This is a genomic window from Enterobacter sp. V89_11, assembly GCF_029967775.1.
Taxonomy (GTDB): Bacteria; Pseudomonadota; Gammaproteobacteria; order Enterobacterales; family Enterobacteriaceae; genus Enterobacter; species Enterobacter ludwigii.
This window is the reverse complement of record NZ_JASCAN010000017.1, coordinates 53,911-70,867: the sequence shown is the minus strand read 5'-3', so window position 1 is coordinate 70,867 and position 16,957 is coordinate 53,911. Positions and strand designations below refer to the sequence as shown.

13 protein-coding genes are annotated in these 16,957 nt (G+C 54.5%); 4 read left to right on the top strand and 9 right to left on the bottom strand.

The window, feature by feature from the left end:
* Nucleotides 1-55 precede the first annotated feature (55 nt).
* The 3 genes from QLG09_RS14615 to pncB all read right to left on the bottom strand — a co-directional run bounded on the left by QLG09_RS14615 (nucleotide 56) and on the right by pncB (nucleotide 4,522).
* Nucleotides 56-1,144, bottom strand: a complete 1,089-nt coding sequence (locus tag QLG09_RS14615) for a porin (protein ID WP_020884808.1) — start codon at nucleotides 1,142-1,144, stop codon at nucleotides 56-58.
* A gap of 605 nt (nucleotides 1,145-1,749) precedes the next feature.
* Nucleotides 1,750-3,150 (bottom strand): asparagine--tRNA ligase, encoded by a 1,401-nt coding sequence (gene asnS / locus QLG09_RS14610; RefSeq protein ID WP_032677806.1) that lies wholly within the window; start codon nucleotides 3,148-3,150, stop codon nucleotides 1,750-1,752.
* 169 nt (nucleotides 3,151-3,319) lie between these two features.
* A complete protein-coding gene (gene pncB / locus QLG09_RS14605; protein ID WP_020884806.1) occupies nucleotides 3,320-4,522 on the bottom strand; it encodes a nicotinate phosphoribosyltransferase in 1,203 nt (400 codons plus the stop codon).
* A gap of 255 nt (nucleotides 4,523-4,777) precedes the next feature.
* On the opposite strand from pncB, the gene pepN reads away from it, so the two are divergent.
* Nucleotides 4,778-7,390: an aminopeptidase N gene (gene pepN, locus QLG09_RS14600; RefSeq protein ID WP_244047854.1), complete on the top strand. Its 2,613-nt coding sequence runs from the start codon at nucleotides 4,778-4,780 to the stop codon at nucleotides 7,388-7,390.
* Nucleotides 7,391-7,433: 43 nt separating this feature from the next.
* Here the strand turns inward: pepN and ssuB are convergent, their stop codons facing one another.
* Genes ssuB through ssuE form a run of 5 tightly spaced genes read right to left on the bottom strand, consistent with a single transcriptional unit; the run spans nucleotide 7,434 to nucleotide 11,674 of the window.
* Complete coding sequence (gene ssuB, locus QLG09_RS14595; RefSeq protein ID WP_025204544.1) at nucleotides 7,434-8,204, bottom strand: aliphatic sulfonates ABC transporter ATP-binding protein; 771 nt, start codon at nucleotides 8,202-8,204, stop codon at nucleotides 7,434-7,436.
* Nucleotides 8,201-8,992 carry an aliphatic sulfonate ABC transporter permease SsuC gene (ssuC, locus tag QLG09_RS14590; RefSeq protein WP_014169415.1) on the bottom strand — a complete coding sequence of 264 codons (792 nt, stop codon included), beginning with the start codon at nucleotides 8,990-8,992 and terminating at the stop codon, nucleotides 8,201-8,203. Before ssuC ends, ssuB begins: the two co-directional genes overlap by 4 nt.
* 9 nt (nucleotides 8,993-9,001) lie before the next feature.
* Nucleotides 9,002-10,147 carry an FMNH2-dependent alkanesulfonate monooxygenase gene (gene ssuD / locus QLG09_RS14585; protein WP_014169416.1) on the bottom strand — a complete coding sequence of 382 codons (1,146 nt, stop codon included), beginning with the start codon at nucleotides 10,145-10,147 and terminating at the stop codon, nucleotides 9,002-9,004.
* Entirely contained in the window at nucleotides 10,144-11,106 is a 963-nt protein-coding gene (locus QLG09_RS14580; protein ID WP_014169417.1) for a sulfonate ABC transporter substrate-binding protein, read from the bottom strand. Before QLG09_RS14580 ends, ssuD begins: the two co-directional genes overlap by 4 nt.
* Entirely contained in the window at nucleotides 11,099-11,674 is a 576-nt protein-coding gene (gene ssuE / locus QLG09_RS14575; protein ID WP_014169418.1) for an NADPH-dependent FMN reductase, read from the bottom strand. Before ssuE ends, QLG09_RS14580 begins: the two co-directional genes overlap by 8 nt.
* 249 nt (nucleotides 11,675-11,923) lie before the next feature.
* Between ssuE and pyrD the strand changes: the two genes are divergently transcribed.
* Nucleotides 11,924-12,934, top strand: a complete 1,011-nt coding sequence (gene pyrD, locus QLG09_RS14570; RefSeq protein WP_068794468.1) for a quinone-dependent dihydroorotate dehydrogenase — start codon at nucleotides 11,924-11,926, stop codon at nucleotides 12,932-12,934.
* A 165-nt stretch (nucleotides 12,935-13,099) separates the two neighbouring features.
* Nucleotides 13,100-13,642: a cell division protein ZapC gene (zapC, locus tag QLG09_RS14565; RefSeq protein WP_014169420.1), complete on the top strand. Its 543-nt coding sequence runs from the start codon at nucleotides 13,100-13,102 to the stop codon at nucleotides 13,640-13,642.
* On the opposite strand, the gene QLG09_RS14560 is transcribed toward zapC, so the two are convergent.
* Nucleotides 13,639-14,748: a YcbX family protein gene (locus QLG09_RS14560; RefSeq protein ID WP_049022592.1), complete on the bottom strand. Its 1,110-nt coding sequence runs from the start codon at nucleotides 14,746-14,748 to the stop codon at nucleotides 13,639-13,641. The genes zapC and QLG09_RS14560 overlap by 4 nt on opposite strands.
* Nucleotides 14,749-14,846: 98 nt before the next feature.
* Here QLG09_RS14560 and rlmKL point away from each other — a divergent pair, with 98 nt between their 5' ends.
* Nucleotides 14,847-16,955, top strand: a complete 2,109-nt coding sequence (gene rlmKL, locus QLG09_RS14555; protein WP_014169422.1) for a bifunctional 23S rRNA (guanine(2069)-N(7))-methyltransferase RlmK/23S rRNA (guanine(2445)-N(2))-methyltransferase RlmL — start codon at nucleotides 14,847-14,849, stop codon at nucleotides 16,953-16,955.
* The last annotated feature ends 2 nt before the right edge of the window (nucleotides 16,956-16,957 follow it).

Here is a 16,957-nt window from a genome sequence, read left to right as displayed (position 1 = left end):
AAAAAAACAGGGCCGAAGCCCTGTTCATTAAGCATATAACAACGTGGTGTACTGATTAGAACTGGTAGGTCACAGCCATTGCAACCTGGTCGTCTTTACCGTTCACGATACCTACGCTACGAGAGTAGTCGGTGTCGTCGATCAGGTTCAGCTGGTAATCAACATAGATGTTGAAGTTTTTGTTGAAGTAGTAAGTTGCACCCAGTTCAACGAATTTCTGCAGGTCAGCATCGCCGCCAGCGAAGGTGCCACGTTGTGCAAGGTTTTTACCTTTAGACTGCACGTAGGACACGGATGGGCGCAGACCGAAGTCGAACTGGTACTGAGCGATAACTTCGAAGTTCTGCGTTTTGTTTGCGAAAGAACCGTCGTCTTCACGGGTCATGTTACGCGTTTCAGCATAGGTGGTTGCCAGGTAGATGTTGTTCGCATCGTATTTAGCACCAACAGCCCATGCTTCCGCTTTCTCGCCTTTGCCGTCTGCGGATTGCCCGTCAGTACGGTCAGAGTTGCTGTATGCGCCGATCAGGCCGAAACCTTCACCGAACTCATAACCTACAGAGGTACCGAAACCGTCACCGTTAGCGGTTCTCACGTCAGTACGCTCGTTTTTGCCCTGATACTGCAGGCCCAGGCTCAGACCGTCAACCAGACCGAAGAAGTCAGAGTTGCGGTAAGTCAGGAGACCAGAGTTACGGCCAGTCATGAAGTTGTCAGAGTAGTTTGCCCAGGTCATACCTGAGAAAGATGGCGCCATATCGGTGTAAGATTCTACGTCGTATACGATACCGTAGTTACGGCCGTAGTCGATGGAACCTGCATCACCTGCTTTCAGACCGGCGAACGCCAGACGGGTACGCTGAGTCTGGTTGCTTTCTGCCTGGCTTGCCAGAGCACGGTATTCCCACTGACCGAAACCAGTCAGTTGGTCGTTAATTTGAGTCTCGCCTTTGAAACCGATCTGAGCATAGGTAGCGTCGTTGCTGTCAGTGTTGTCACCAGAGGTAACGAAGTCGTGCTCACCAACCACTTTCCCGTACAGATCCAGTTTGTTGCCGCTTTTGTTATAGATTTCTGCAGCGTTAGCTGCACCGGCTACCAGCAGGGCAGGGATTACCACTGCCAGAATATTGCGCTTCATCATTATTTATTACCCTCATTGGTTTTTTTATGACACTCGCCACTGCCGTCAATAAATTCTGTCAATAAATATTTCCGGAACTATTGATGAGAGTTAGGTGTCTTTATGTATCTGACAGGCATCTTTCCATTCATAGAACCGTTTCGCTAGCCTGAAAGTGCTACAATTCTCAAGATTAAGTTACAAAAAGAAATCATGTGTAACTAAATGTGTATTTTTCGGAACTTTGTGAACCACCTCAAATTTCAGCGTCCACTGGCGAATTAAACGGCAGATGCTTTGATATCTATATGAAAAGCTTATAATTAATTTAGATAAAGGCAATTCGTATAAACAGAAGCCAAACGGCTCATTTTTTCTTATGACCCGAAAAAGACTTCTGGATGGCTGTAAAACTGGTTGAATTTTGTGCTATTGCTTCAGATTGCAATAAGCGCAATAAGAATGTGGTTTATTTTTTGTGCGTAGATGTTTCGTGGAAACAAAACGTAACAGGTAGTGGTTGTAACGGGGTTGTGGTTTAAAAATGCTGACTTTGCGCTGACGAAAACTGACAATGCAGAATAAAATAATGGCCAGCAATTGCTGGCCATTTGTTATTCAGTCGATTAGAAACTGGCGTTACGCGGTGTGCGTGGGAATGGAATAACGTCACGGACGTTCTGAACACCGGTGACATAGGCGATCAGACGCTCAAAGCCCAGACCAAAACCGGCGTGCGGGACGGTACCGTAACGGCGTAAATCGCGATACCAGCTGTAATCCGCAGGATTAAGGCCCATCTCTTCCATGCGTGCGTCCAGTACGTCAAGACGCTCTTCACGCTGAGAACCACCGATGATTTCACCAATGCCCGGTGCCAGGACGTCCATCGCCGCAACGGTTTTACCGTCTTCGTTAAGGCGCATATAGAAGGCCTTAATGTCTTTCGGGTAGTTTTTCACCACAACCGGTGCTTTGAAGTGCTTCTCGGCCAGGTAACGCTCGTGCTCAGACGCCAGGTCAACGCCCCAGTAAACCGGGTTCTCAAACTTCTCACCGCATTTCTCGAGGATGGCCACCGCGTCGGTGTAGTCCACCTGCGCGAAATCTGCTGAGACGAAACGCTCCAGACGTGCGACTGCATCGCTGTCGACACGCTCTGCGAAGAATTTCATGTCATCAGGACGCTCTTCCAGCACCGCTTTGAAGACATATTTCAGCATCGCTTCTGCCAGACCCGCGACATCATCCAGATCTGCGAACGCCACTTCAGGCTCCAGCATCCAGAATTCCGCCAGGTGACGGCTGGTGTTGGAGTTTTCTGCACGGAAGGTTGGACCAAAAGTGTAGATTTTGGACAGCGCGCAGGCATAAGTTTCACCGTTGAGCTGACCAGAAACCGTCAGGAAGGCCTCTTTACCGAAGAAGTCTTTGTCATAGTCCACTTTACCTTCTGGCGTACGCGGCAGGTTTTCCATGTCCAGCGTAGAGACGCGGAACATTTCACCCGCGCCTTCCGTATCGGACGCGGTGATCAGTGGGGTAGACACCCAGAAATAACCCTGCTCGTCGAAGAAACGATGCAGCGCCTGTGCCAGCGTATGACGCACGCGGGCAACCGCACCAATCAGGTTGGTGCGTGGACGCAGGTGCGCCACTTCACGCAGGTATTCGATGCTGTGACGTTTTGCCGCCATTGGGTAGGTGTCGGGATCTTCAACCCAGCCAGTGACTTCAATGGCTGAGGCCTGAATTTCGAAACTCTGACCCTGACCAGGTGATGCCACAACAACACCGGTTACGATAACGGAACAACCCGTTGTCAGGCGCAGAACGTCATCATTGTAATTGGGCAGAGAATTATTAATGACGGCCTGTACAGGATCAAAGCAGGAACCGTCATAGACGGCAAGGAAGGAGATGCCAGCTTTAGAATCTCGGCGAGTACGCACCCATCCGCGCACGGTGACTTCTTGGTCAACGGCGACACGGCCCTGGAGTACGTCGGCTACAGGCACAACGCTCATAATATTCTCTCTGTTAATAGTCGGAAAAAATAAACACTTGTCCACCCTTACTGGGGGGGATATCTATGTTACCTGGCATCCGCCATCAGACAAGCAGATTTCGCAGTCAAAAGAGAAGAATTAAGAAATAAATTGAGGAGAGGGGAGCCTGAAAGGCTCCCGAAAGCAGTTAACTGGCTTTTTTGATCTGCGGCAGATCGAATGCTTTGCGTAATGCGCGCACAAAGGCTTTGTCATGGCAGATGGTTTTACCGGGGCTATCGGAGAGCTTCGCTACCGGCTTACCGTTACATTCCACCAGTTTTATCACGATGTTCAGAGGTTTTACCTGAGGGATGTCGCAGGTCAGACGGGTGCCAATCCCAAAGCTCAGGTTAATTCTGGAGGTGAAATGACGATAGAGATCGACCGCTTTTGCCAGATCGAGGTTATCAGAGAAGACCAGCACCTTGGTCATTGGGTCAATGCCCAGTTTTTCGTAATGGGCAATGGCCTTTTCACCCCATTCAACCGGATCCCCGGAATCATGGCGTAATCCCTGATAACGTTCGGCAAATTCAGGGCCAAAATCACGCAGGAACGCGTCCATCGTAATACAGTCGGTAAGCGCGATGCCCAGTTGATTGGGATACTCTTCCAGCCACGCGGCCAGTGCGGCACGCTGGCTGTTTGCCAGGTCCGGGCTTATCTGCTGATGCGCCTGGAACCACTCATGCGCCTGGGTACCCATTGGGGTCAGATCCAGACGACGTGCCAGATCGTAGTTGCTGGTGCCCACGAACCACGGCTCCTGCTGCAGACGCTTCACAATAGCCTGCTGCACTTCGCGAGAGAAACGGCGGCGCGTGCCAAAATCCATCAGGCGGAAGCGGGACATATCCAGCCCTTCGGTCAGCGTTGAGAATGCGGCCAGTTTATTTTCCAGCGACGCGACCGCCTGCTCAACGCCGGTTTCCGGCGAACGGTAGCGGTGGGCCAGTTCACTGATCACCGCGAGAAGCGGAACTTCCCACATGATCACTTCACGCCACGGTCCTTCAAGACGAATATCCAGCTTGCCGTTATCATTGACCACGGTCACCTGCTCCGGCTTATAGCGGAAGTCGCGCAGCCAGTTCAGGTAGTCAGCTTTAAAGAAGGGCAGGCCAGAGAGCCACTGATATTCGTCGTCCTGCAGCGTCAGATGCTGCATAGCATCGACCTGTTCACGAATGGAGTCTGCGTAGATACCGAGCAAGTCGTCACCACGGCAGCGGAATTCCGCCGCGACATGGACGTCATAGTAATGGTGGAAAACGGCTTGCTGCATATGCAGTTTATACGCGTCGGTATCCAGCAATGTATGCAGAACAGGAGAAGCGAATTGAGTCATAGGTGCGCAGTAGCATCCTCTCACAGGAGCGTTTAGTACAATAAACAACTCCGGAGTATACCTTGTTTAGTGATTTATTGAACCCCGATCACAACATAAGCGCTCTTTATGGTCGAGGGCATTTTGTGCCCCGTGTTATACAAATGTAGCGAAAAAGGTGTTTGTACCTGAAAAGATGAACATTCTGCATAGCGCGTTTTACACAACAGGAATAGACTGGATTCGTTATTCGACAAACGATGCATAAGGTTTTCTATGACACAACAGCCACAAGCCAAATACCGCCACGACTACCGTGCGCCGGATTACCTGATTAGCGATATCGATCTGACTTTTGACCTGGATGCCACTAAAACCGTTGTCACGGCGGTAAGCCAGCTCACGCGCCAGAGCGCGACGGCTGTGCCGCTGCGTCTGGATGGTGAAGACCTGACGCTGGTCTCCGTGCAAATCAATGATCAAGCATGGTCTGACTATAAAATAGAAGGCAACCAGCTGGTTATCGACAACCTGCCGGAACGCTTTACGCTGCGCATCGTGAATGAAATCAGCCCGGCTGCCAACACGGCGCTGGAAGGGCTTTACCAGTCTGGCGTGGCCCTGTGCACCCAGTGTGAGGCCGAAGGTTTCCGCCACATTACCTGGTATCTTGACCGCCCGGACGTGCTGGCACGTTTTACAACGAAAATCATCGCCGATAAAACCCTCTATCCGTTCCTGCTTTCCAACGGCAACCGCGTAGGTGAAGGCGAGCTGGAAAACGGTCGCCACTGGGTACAGTGGCAGGATCCGTTTCCGAAACCGTGTTACCTGTTTGCGCTGGTGGCGGGTGATTTCGACGTGCTGCGTGATACGTTCAAAACCCGTTCAGGCCGCGACGTCGCGCTGGAGTTGTTCGTCGACCGCGGCAACCTGGACCGCGCGCCATGGGCGATGACCTCGCTTATCAACTCCATGAAGTGGGATGAAGAGCGTTTTGGCCTCGAGTATGACCTCGACATCTATATGATCGTTGCTGTCGACTTCTTCAACATGGGCGCGATGGAGAATAAAGGTCTTAACGTCTTTAACTCCAAATACGTGCTGGCACGTACCGATACCGCGACCGATAAAGATTACCTGGATATTGAACGCGTCATCGGACACGAGTATTTCCATAACTGGACCGGAAACCGCGTCACCTGCCGTGACTGGTTCCAGCTGAGCCTGAAAGAGGGCCTGACCGTCTTCCGTGACCAGGAGTTCAGTTCCGATCTGGGTTCCCGTGCGGTGAACCGCATTAACAACGTGCGCACCATGCGTGGCCTGCAGTTTGCGGAAGATGCCAGCCCAATGGCACACCCTATCCGTCCCGATAAAGTCATCGAGATGAATAACTTCTACACCCTGACGGTGTACGAAAAAGGGGCGGAAATTATCCGCATGATCCATACCCTGCTGGGTGAAGAGAACTTCCAGAAAGGGATGCAGCTCTACTTCGAGCGTCATGACGGCAGCGCAGCCACCTGCGACGATTTTGTGCAGGCGATGGAGGATGCGTCTAATGTCGATCTTTCCCATTTCCGCCGCTGGTACAGCCAGGCCGGGACGCCGATTGTCACCGTCAAAGACGACTACAATCCGGAAACCGAGCAGTACACCCTGACCATCAGCCAGCGCACGCCGCCAACGGCAGAGCAGGAAGAAAAACACCCGCTGCACATTCCGTTCAGTATTGAACTGTATGACAACGAGGGTAACGTGATCCCGCTGCAGAAGGGCGGCCATCCGGTCCACCACGTCCTGAACGTGACCCAGGCGGAACAGACCTTTATCTTTGATAACGTCTATTTCCAGCCGGTTCCCGCGCTGCTGTGTGAATTCTCTGCGCCCGTGAAACTGGAATATAAGTGGAGCGACCAGCAACTGACGTTCCTGATGCGCCATGCGCGCAATGACTTCTCACGCTGGGATGCGGCGCAAAGCCTGCTGGCGACCTACATCAAGCTGAACGTTAATCGTCATCAGCAGGGCCAGCCGCTGTCGCTGCCGGTTCACGTTGCGGACGCATTCCGCGCTGTCCTGCTGGATGAGAAGATTGACCCGGCGCTGGCGGCTGAAATTCTGACGCTGCCATCCGCAGGCGAAATCGCCGAACTGTTCGACATCATCGATCCGATTGCCATTGTGGCGGTGCGTGAAGCGCTGACCCGTACGCTGGCGAACGAGCTTGCAGACGAATTCCTCGCAATCTACAACGCCAATAAGCTTGACGCTTATCGTGTGGAACATGCTGACATCGGTAAACGTTCCCTGCGTAACACCTGCCTGCGTTATCTGGCCTTTGGTGAGCGCGAGCTGGCAAACACGCTGGTGAGCAAGCAGTATCACGAAGCAGACAACATGACCGACGCGCTGGCCGCCCTGGCTGCAAGTGTTGCCGCCGAACTGCCGTGCCGTGATGCGCTGATGCAGGAGTACGATGACAAGTGGCATCATGATGGTCTGGTGATGGACAAGTGGTTCATCCTGCAGGCCACCAGCCCGGCGGCCGATGCCCTCAGCAATGTACGCAGTCTGCTGAAGCATCGCTCCTTCACCATGAGCAACCCAAACCGCGTGCGTTCCCTGATTGGCGCGTTTGCCAGCAGCAACCCGGCGGCGTTCCATGCGGAAGATGGCAGCGGTTATCAGTTTATGGTGGAAATGTTGACCGAGCTGAACAGCCGTAACCCACAGGTGGCGTCACGCCTGATTGAGCCGCTGATCCGTCTGAAACGCTATGATGCACAGCGCCAGGCGAAAATGCGTGCTGCGCTTGAGCAACTGAAAGGGCTGGAAAACCTGTCTGGCGATCTGTACGAGAAGATCGCTAAGGCACTGGCCTGATCGAAAGACCCATCCTCCCTCTCCCGGTGGGAGAGGGAGGATGTCAGCCGTGAGCCGTCATTAACGCTCGCTCGCTGACCCCGCGCTTCATCACCCGATTCAGCACTTCCGCCTCCAGCTCTGCCAGTCTTGCCGACCCTACGCGGCGCGGACGCGCAATATCGACCGTGACATCAAGACCGATTTTCCCTTCTTCTATTAGCAGCACGCGGTCTGCCATCGCGACGGCTTCGCTCACGTCGTGCGTCACCAGAAGTACCGTAAAGCCATGCTTTTGCCAGAGTGCGGCAATCAGGTCCTGCATTTCGATTCGCGTCAGGGCGTCGAGCGCGCCGAGTGGCTCATCCAGCAGCAGCAAACCCGGACGATGTATCAGCGCCCGCGCCAGCGCCACGCGCTGCTTCTGCCCGCCGGAGAGCGCCGCAGGCCATTCACCCGCACGGTTTTCCAGCCCTACGGCGGCCAGCGCCTGGCGGGCTTCATCCCGCCAGTTGCCGTTGAGGCCCAGTCCGACATTATCAATCACCGTTTTCCAGGGCAGCAGGCGCGCGTCCTGAAACATCATGCGGGTATCATCCTGAATAGTGGCCAGCGGTGTCGCGCCTGCCAGAATTTCGCCGCCGTTGGGGGATTCCAGCCCGGCTAAAAGGCGTAACAACGTACTCTTGCCGCCGCCGCTGCGGCCCACAATGGCGACAAATTGTCCGGCAGGAATATGCAGATCCAGCGCGTTGAGAATCGTGTTTTCGCCATAGCGCTTCGTGACACCGTTAAGGAGCAGCGGTGTACCCTGAGTCAGTCGGGCAGTATTCATGCTTTAGCCTCCTGTGAAATATAGGCTGGATTCCAGCGCAGCCAGCTGCGTTCCAGCCACTGGGCGCTGACGTCGGCAAGTTTGCCGAGCAGGGCATAGAGGATAATGGCCACCACCACCACGTCCGTTTGCAGAAATTCGCGGGCGTTCATCGCCAGATAGCCAATCCCTGAGTTTGCAGAGATGGTCTCTGCCACAATCAGCGTCAGCCACATCAGGCCGAGCGCAAAGCGCACGCCGACCATTATGGAGGGCAGGGCGCCCGGCAGGATCACATGCATAAAGAGGGCAAAACCGGACAGGCCGTAACTGCGTGCCATTTCGACCAGTCCGCGATCGATGTTGCGGATCCCATGCCAGGTATTAATGTAAATCGGGAACAGCGTGCCCAGCGCGACGAGAAAAATTTTGGCGCTCTCATCAATACCAAACCACAAAATGACCAGCGGGATCAGCGCCAGATGCGGCACGTTACGCAGCATCTGAATGGAGGTATCGAGCAGCCGCTCGCCCCAGCGAGAAAGCCCGCTGATCAGACCCAGTACCAGGCCGATGCTTCCACCAATCGAAAAACCAATTACCGCGCGCCATGAGCTGATGGCCAGATGCTGCCAGAGTTCGCCGCTGACGCTCAGCGACCAGAATGCCTCTATTACGCCCTCCGGAGAGGGCAGAATACGGCTCGACAGCCAGCCGGCAGAAGACGCGAGTTGCCAGACAAGCACAATGCCAACGGGTAAAAACCATGGGGCGGCACGTAGCAACCATTTTTGTGTGGGGGCAGACATGGCAACTCCTTAGCTTTGTGCGGCTCTTCGCGGGATAAACTCGTTAGCCACGGCTTCGCCCTGAAGCTGGAGCTGGCGGGGCTGCGGTACGTCCGGGATGGCGACATCCAGATGCGGGAATAACAGCTCGCCCACTTTGTAGGCCTCTTCCAGGTGCGGATAACCGGAGAGGATAAAACTGTCGATACCCAGGTCCGCGTATTCATTGATCCGCGCAGCCACCGTTGGACCGTCGCCGACCAGCGCGGTACCCGCACCGCCGCGCACCAGACCGACGCCCGCCCACAGGTTCGGGCTGATCTCCAGATTCTCGCGCTTACCGTTGTGCAATGACGCCATTCTGTGCTGGCCGACGGAGTCGGTTTTCGCAAACGCCGCCTGAGCTTTAGCGATAGTCTCATCATCGAGATGCGCGATCAGCCGGTCGGCCGCTTGCCAGGCTTCTTCATTGGTTTCACGCACAATCACATGCAGGCGAATACCAAAGCGCACCTTGCGACCATGCGCTGCCGCTTTGGCGCGCACCTGGGCAATTTTCTCTTTGACCAGCTCGGGCGGCTCACCCCAGGTGAGGTAGAGATCAACCTGTTCAGCCGCCAGATCCTGCGCCACATCTGATGAGCCGCCGAAGTAAAGAGGAGGGCGCGGCTGCTGCACCGGCGGGAAGTAGAGCCTGGCGTCGCGAACGTGAATATGTTTACCTTCGAAGGTGACGGTTTCCCCCTCCAGCAGACGTCGCCAGACGCGGGTGAACTCGGCGGACGCTTCATAGCGTTCGGTGTGATCGAGGAACACGCCGTCACCCGCCAGCTCCTGCGGATCGCTTCCGGTGACCAGGTTAAACAGGGCCCGGCCGTTAGAGAGCCTGTCGAGCGTTGCCGCCTGGCGCGCCGCGACAGTCGGGGAGACCACGCTCGGGCGCAGTGCCACGAGGAACTTCAGGCGTTGGGTCACGGGGATCATCGATGCGGCTACCAGCCACGCATCCTCGCACGAGCGTCCGGTGGGGATCAGTACGCCGGTAAAACCGATTCGGTCGGCTGCCTGCGCAATCTGCTGCAGATAGCCGTGGTCAACCGGGCGTGAACCCTCTTCTGTGCCAAGATAGTGTCCATCACCGTGGGTGGGTAAAAACCAGAAAAGATTCAGACTCATGATTTGGTTCCTTCTTTGCCTGCGGGTTGCCAGATGCGTTCGCGAATATTCACCTCTTTTGGAACAAGGCGATTTTGATAGAAGAGATCTGCGGTTTGCTGCTGCAGCGCAGCGACGTGTGCGTCCACCGGGGTAATGGTGGTCTGTGGACGGTGATCGAGATAGCTCGCGATCACCGGCTCAGGTAAGCCCATGGTTTTCGCCAGCAGGGTAATGCTTTCCTGACGTTGGCTTTGCGTTAGCGCATCCGCCTGAGTAAAGGTGTTAAGAACATCCTGAATAAAAGCGCCATTCTTTTCCGCATACGGGCGCGCGGCGAGGTAGAACGAGCCGGTTTGTTTCAGCGTGGTGCCATCTTTTAATACCCGCACGCCACCCTGCAGTAAAGCTGCGGAGTAGTAGGGATCCCAGATAGCCCACGCGTCGACATTGCCCTGCTGGAAAGCGGCGCGAGCATCAGCCGGCGTCAAATAGACGGGTTGAATGTCGGTGAATTTAAGCCCCGCCTCCTGCAGGGCCCGCAGCAGCAAGTTATGTGAGCTTGAGCCTTTCTGGAATGCAACCTTGTGGCCTTTGAGATCGGCGACCGTCTTAATGGTGCTATTTTCAGGGACCAGAATGACCTCAGCCTTCGGCTTGGCCGGCTCAACGCCGACATAAACCAGGTCGGCCCCCGCCGCCTGCGCGAATATTGGCGGAATATCCCCGGTGCTGCCGAGGTCGATGCTTCCGACATTCAGGGCTTCCAGCATTTGCGGGCCAGCAGGGAACTCAATCCAGGAGAATGTGGTCTTCGGGAAGCGTTTTTCCAGAAGCTGATGGCTTTTAGCCAGCACCATACTGACGCTGCCTTTCTGATAGCCGATGCGTAAATGTTCAGGCGCCGTCTCTGCCGCGTGGGCCAGCGAGGTGAGCGCTAACAGCCCGGCCAGTCCGAGACGGGTTAATCTTTTAAACATGGGCGACTCCCTGTGAATGGTTAAACGCCGGGGCGTGGATATCTCTGCGGTGCAGGGCATGCCAGAAGGTTTCAAGGGCGCTGTCGAGACGGGTTTGCAGATTCGGCGTGAAGTGAGGTTTGTGTTGATAATCGATAACCTGCGAGTCGTCGGCAAAGACGCCGTGGAGGATCTCCTGCGCTTTTAGCGCATTGAGTACCGGCTTGAGGGCATAATCCACCGCCAGTAAATGGGCCACCGTGCCGCCCGTTGCCAGTGGCAGGACTACTTTGCCGTCCAGCGCACGTTCAGGCAGCAGATCGAGCAGGGTTTTCAGGGCCCCGGAAAACGAAGCTTTATAGATAGGCGTCGCCACGATTAAGCCATCAGCCCCTTTAAGCTGTTCAGTCAGCGTTTGCAGCGCCGGACTGTCAAAACGGGCGTAGAGCAGATCCTCGGGGTCGAAGTTATGCAGATTCCAGTGGCATACTTCCACATCCAGAGCATTGAGCTTTTCACGGGCATATTCCAGCAGTGCGCTGGAGCGAGAGGGGAATCGTGGACTTCCGGCCAGGGTTATGACGCGCATGCATGCTCCTTATAACTAATTGTTTGCTTTTATCTAACATTCATAACAATTTTCAGGAGTGTGACACTGCCCGGTTATTCCACTAAATGATTTATCTGCAATTAAAATGCGAAAAAGCGCATAAGAACGTGGCTGCGAGGTAAACGATTGCGTCTAACGGTGTTTTTTTTGCCACAGGTCAATTCCCTTTCCGGGCCGGATCGCACATAATCCCCTCCCGGTTTGCACACCGGGAATCCAGGAGAGTTCATGTACTACCCCTTCGTTCGTAAAGCCCTTTTCCAGCTCGACCCTGAGCGCGCTCATGAATTTACATTCCAGCAGTTACGTCGTATTACCGGAACGCCGCTGGCCGCACTGGTGCGTCAAAACGTGCCTGAAAAACCTGTGCAATGCATGGGCCTAACCTTTAAAAATCCGCTGGGTCTCGCGGCGGGTCTGGATAAAAATGGTGAGTGCATTGATGCCCTGGGCGCGATGGGCTTTGGCTCCATCGAAATCGGTACCGTCACGCCGCGTCCGCAGACAGGTAATGATAAGCCGCGTCTGTTCCGCCTGGTCGAAGCCGAAGGGCTGATCAACCGCATGGGCTTTAATAACCTCGGCGTTGATCACCTTGTTGAGAACGTAAAAAAAGCCCATTTTGATGGTGTATTAGGCATCAATATTGGCAAAAATAAAGACACGCCGGTAGAGCAGGGTAAAGATGACTATCTGATTTGTATGGAAAAAGTCTATGCCTACGCGGGGTATATTGCGGTGAATATTTCCTCACCAAATACCCCAGGTCTGCGCTCTTTACAATATGGCGAAGCACTGGACGATCTTCTGAGTGCCATTAAAAATAAACAAAATGAGCTCCAGGCGATCCACCATAAATATGTTCCGGTTGCGGTTAAGATCGCACCGGATCTTTCTGCTGAAGAATTGATCCAGGTTGCCGACAGTTTAGTTCGCCATAATATTGACGGGGTGATTGCGACCAATACCACACTCGATCGCTCGCTCGTTCAGGGAATGAAAAACTGTGACGAAGCGGGTGGGTTAAGTGGACGTCCGGTACAATTAAAAAGCACAGAAATTATTCGTGCCCTGTCAGCAGAATTAAAAGGACGACTGCCGATTATTGGCGTCGGTGGCATCGACTCCGTGATCGCGGCTCGCGAGAAGATGGCGGCGGGTGCCTCACTGGTGCAAATCTATTCCGGTTTTATTTTTAAAGGACCGCAGCTGATTAAAGAAATCGTTACTCATATCTAATCTTTTCTCTTTATCAGACAACCAGGGCTTTATTTCCAGCCCTGGTTGTTTTATATTCCGTCATTGTTGCTTATTTAGTCATTATAGTCTTTTATTAATGGTGTTATAAACGAAGCGGCGAACAGGACATTTTTAGTACAGGAAGTTTGGGGACGGGAGAGAAACATGCGAATTAAACCTGACGATAACTGGCGCTGGTATTTTTGTGACGAGCATGATCGCATGATGCTCGATTTAGCCAATGGTATGTTGTTTCGTTCCCGTTTTGCTCGCCGAATGTTAACCCCGGACGCCTTCTCCCCGTCAGGCTTTTGTGTTGACGACGCTGCGCTTTATTTCTCCTTTGAAGAAAAATGCCGCGACCTGGTGCTTTCTAAAGAGCAGCGTGCCGAACTGGTATTAAACGCGTTAGTGGCTATTCGATTCCTGAAACCGCAAATGCCGAAAAGCTGGCATTTTTTACCGCACAGCATGAACTGGTCTCCCGCCACCGGCGATGCGGCAAGCGTAAACCTGAGCGATACCGCTGAAGAGGTGAGCCTGCTGGTGGTTGAGCCTGGCGAAAATGCCGCACTCTGTCTGCTGGCCCAGCCCGGAGTGACCATTGCCGGGCGGACGATGCAACTGGGGGATGCCATTAAGGTAATGAATGACAGGCTGAAACCGCAGCAACGCGTAGACGCTTTCAGCCTCGAGCAGGCCGTTTAAGCTTCCAGCTGTACCGACGTTTTCGGAATACAGCTGCAGCACAGAATTGTACCATCATCGCCAATCGCGGATTTTTTCAGCGCGCTGACTTCCCCTTCGACCAGCTTGATTCGACAGCACCCACAGATGCCTGCCCGGCAGGAGTAAGGTACGCGGATCCCCGCTTGTTCCAGCTGTTCAAGTAAAACCTGCTGATTGTTGCCGCGGATAACGGTGCCCTGCCAGTGAATGTCTACGGGCGAGCTGGCTGGCGTCTCAACGTCGACGAACTCTTCTTCCTGACCTGCGCCATATACTCTTGCGGGCCCACGGGCGAGAATTTCGACTTCGTCACCCACACGGATGACGCCGCTTGAGCGCGGAATGAGGTTCTGGCCGAAATCCACATCGCCATTGTCCTGCGCTGTGCGGAATGACTGAAGGGTTTTTAACGGCTCGCCGGAAGGGTGTTTCTGGCCTTTTTCGGGACTGACGGTGGTAAAGATACAGCGGCTGCAGGGCTTCACGACATCAAATACCACGCTGCCGATACGGATCACTTTCCAGGTATCCTCTTCCCAGGCGTCAGCGCCTGTAACAACCAGGTTGGGACGAAACTGCTCCATCTGGACGCTGGCTTTACAGCGACGCTGCAGGTCGCGCAGGGAGGCGTCGTTAGTCAGCAGGAAGGGGAAGCCGTCCGCGAATGAGAGCGGGACCGCCTCGTGGCGCTTAACGCGCCGCGTCAGCGCCGGGCCGACCCAGCGCAGCTGCACATCCCGGGAGAAGAAGCCCCTCAGCCAGCGGTTAATGTCATCCGGGGCGATGCGCGCGGTAAAATGATTGCCCCACACTTCCGTTGGCGCTTCGACAGGCGCAAAATCAGCAAAGCGGATCACCACGCTGGAGCCATCCGGCGCGGTGAGATGCAAACCGTCATAAAGCGGGGAAGGGGTAAAGCGAACCATTTGTGGGAACTGGCGTGCGGTAATGAACGTACCGTCAGGTTCGGTGACCATAAAGATACGATCGAAGGCAAATCCGCTCATGTCGGCCAGCGCGTGTGAAACGCCGATCCCGCGCATGGATTTCACCGGATGAATAAAAAGCCTGGATAACGTCGCCACTGCACAGCCCCTCGAATGAAAATAAGCCTTCAACTTTATGACATACACGCCATATTAGCTATAATGCGCGACAATTTTCTAAGAGTAAAAGTGACGATATGAATTCTCTGTTTGCCAGTACGGCCCGTGGGCTGGAAGAGCTGTTAAAAACTGAACTGGAAACCCTGGGTGCGCAAGAGTGCCAGGTGGTTCAGGGTGGTGTCCATTTTGAGGGCGACACACGGCTTATTTACCAGAGCCTGATGTGGAGCCGTCTGGCATCACGCATCATGCTGCCGATGAAAGAGTGCAAGGTTTACAGCGACCTTGACCTCTATACCGGCGTACAGATGATCGACTGGACAGAGATCTTCTCCCCGAATGCCACCTTTGCCGTGCACTTTAATGGCGTGAACGATGAGATCCGCAACAGCCAGTACGGTGCCCTGCGCGTTAAAGACGCCATTGTGGACTGCTTCACGCGTAAAAATAAGGAACGCCCAAACGTCGATCGTGAAAATCCCGATCTGCGGATCAACGTCTGGCTCAACGGCGACACCGCCAGTATCTCTCTGGATCTGAGCGGCGCGGGTCTGCACCTGCGTGGTTATCGCGATCGTACCGGTATGGCGCCCATCAAAGAGACTCTCGCCGCCGCCATCGTGATGCGTTCCGGCTGGCAGCCAGGCACACCGCTGCTCGACCCGATGTGTGGCTCCGGTACGCTGCTGATTGAGGCCGCTATGCTGGCCACCGACCGCGCACCGGGCCTGCACCGCGGCCACTGGGGCTTCAGCGGCTGGGCGCAGCACGATGAGGCGCTGTGGAAAGAGGTCAAAGACGAAGCGCAGACCCGTGCACGTAAAGGTCTGGCGGAGTACACCTCCCATTTCTACGGCTCTGACAGCGACTCACGCGTCATTGAGCGTGCGCGCAGCAACGCCCGCCGTGCCGGTATCGGCGAGCTGGTCACCTTCGAAGTGAAAGACGTGGCGAACCTGACCAATCCGCTGCCAAAAGGCCCATACGGTACCGTTATCAGCAACCCGCCTTACGGCGAGCGTCTTGATAGCGAACCGGCGCTGATTGCCCTGCACAGCCTGCTGGGCCGTAATATGAAAAATGACTTTGGCGGCTGGAACCTGTCGCTGTTTAGCGCCTCGCCAGAACTGCTGAGCTGTCTGCAACTGCGTGCCGAACGCCAGTTTAAGGCGAAAAACGGCCCGCTGGACTGCGTGCAGAAAAACTACCATCTGGCCGAGAAAGCGGCGGACAGTAAACCATCGGGTGTGGCGGAAGATTACGCTAACCGCCTGCGTAAGAATCTGAAGAAATTCGAAAAATGGGCGAAACAGGAAGGTATCGAATGTTATCGCCTGTATGATGCCGATCTGCCGGAGTACAACGTGGCGGTTGACCGTTACGCTGACTGGGTTGTGGTGCAGGAATATGCGCCGCCAAAAACGATTGATGCACAAAAAGCGCGTCAGCGTATGCTGGACGTGATTGCGGCAACAATTTCGGTGCTGGGCATTGCGCCTAACAAACTGGTGCTGAAAACCCGTGAGCGTCAGAAAGGGAAAAATCAGTATCAGAAAATGGGTGAGAAGGGTGACTTTATCGAGGTGGGCGAATACAACGCGCGCCTGTGGGTTAACCTGACCGATTATCTGGATACCGGTCTGTTCCTTGACCACCGTATCGCCCGCCGCATGCTGGGCCAGATGAGCAAGGGTAAAGACTTCCTGAACCTGTTCTCCTATACCGGCAGCGCCAGCGTGCATGCTGGCCTTGGCGGTGCGCGCAGTACCACCACGGTGGATATGTCCCGTACTTACCTGGAATGGGCAGAACGTAACCTGCGCCTGAACGGTCTCACCGGGCGTCAGCATCGTCTGATGCAGGCTGACGTGCTGGGCTGGCTACGCGAAACGGACGAACAATTTGATCTGATCTTCATCGATCCCCCAACGTTCTCTAACTCCAAGCGTATGGAAGATAGCTTTGACGTTCAACGCGATCACCTGCGCCTGATGACCGACCTGAAACGCCTGCTGCGTAAGGGCGGTACCATTATGTTCTCGAATAACAAACGCGGCTTCCGCATGGATCATGAGGGGCTGGCTGCTCTGGGGCTGAAAGCACAAGAAATTAGCCAAAAAACGCTGTCCCAGGACTTTGCCCGTAATCGTCAGATCCATAACTGCTGGTTGATCTCCGCGGTCTGAAA

Bases quoted from the DNA above. Each gene is read 5' to 3' on its own strand.
- QLG09_RS14615 (WP_020884808.1), bottom strand. From the start codon at position 1,144: ATGATGAAGCGCAATATTCTGGCAGTGGTAATCCCTGCCCTGCTGGTA.
- asnS (WP_032677806.1), bottom strand. From the start codon at position 3,150: ATGAGCGTTGTGCCTGTAGCCGACGTACTCCAGGGCCGTGTCGCCGTT.
- pncB (WP_020884806.1), bottom strand. From the start codon at position 4,522: ATGACTCAATTCGCTTCTCCTGTTCTGCATACATTGCTGGATACCGAC.
- pepN (WP_244047854.1), top strand. From the start codon at position 4,778: ATGACACAACAGCCACAAGCCAAATACCGCCACGACTACCGTGCGCCG.
- ssuB (WP_025204544.1), bottom strand. From the start codon at position 8,204: ATGAATACTGCCCGACTGACTCAGGGTACACCGCTGCTCCTTAACGGT.
- ssuC (WP_014169415.1), bottom strand. From the start codon at position 8,992: ATGTCTGCCCCCACACAAAAATGGTTGCTACGTGCCGCCCCATGGTTT.
- ssuD (WP_014169416.1), bottom strand. From the start codon at position 10,147: ATGAGTCTGAATCTTTTCTGGTTTTTACCCACCCACGGTGATGGACAC.
- QLG09_RS14580 (WP_014169417.1), bottom strand. From the start codon at position 11,106: ATGTTTAAAAGATTAACCCGTCTCGGACTGGCCGGGCTGTTAGCGCTC.
- ssuE (WP_014169418.1), bottom strand. From the start codon at position 11,674: ATGCGCGTCATAACCCTGGCCGGAAGTCCACGATTCCCCTCTCGCTCC.
- pyrD (WP_068794468.1), top strand. From the start codon at position 11,924: ATGTACTACCCCTTCGTTCGTAAAGCCCTTTTCCAGCTCGACCCTGAG.
- zapC (WP_014169420.1), top strand. From the start codon at position 13,100: ATGCGAATTAAACCTGACGATAACTGGCGCTGGTATTTTTGTGACGAG.
- rlmKL (WP_014169422.1), top strand. From the start codon at position 14,847: ATGAATTCTCTGTTTGCCAGTACGGCCCGTGGGCTGGAAGAGCTGTTA.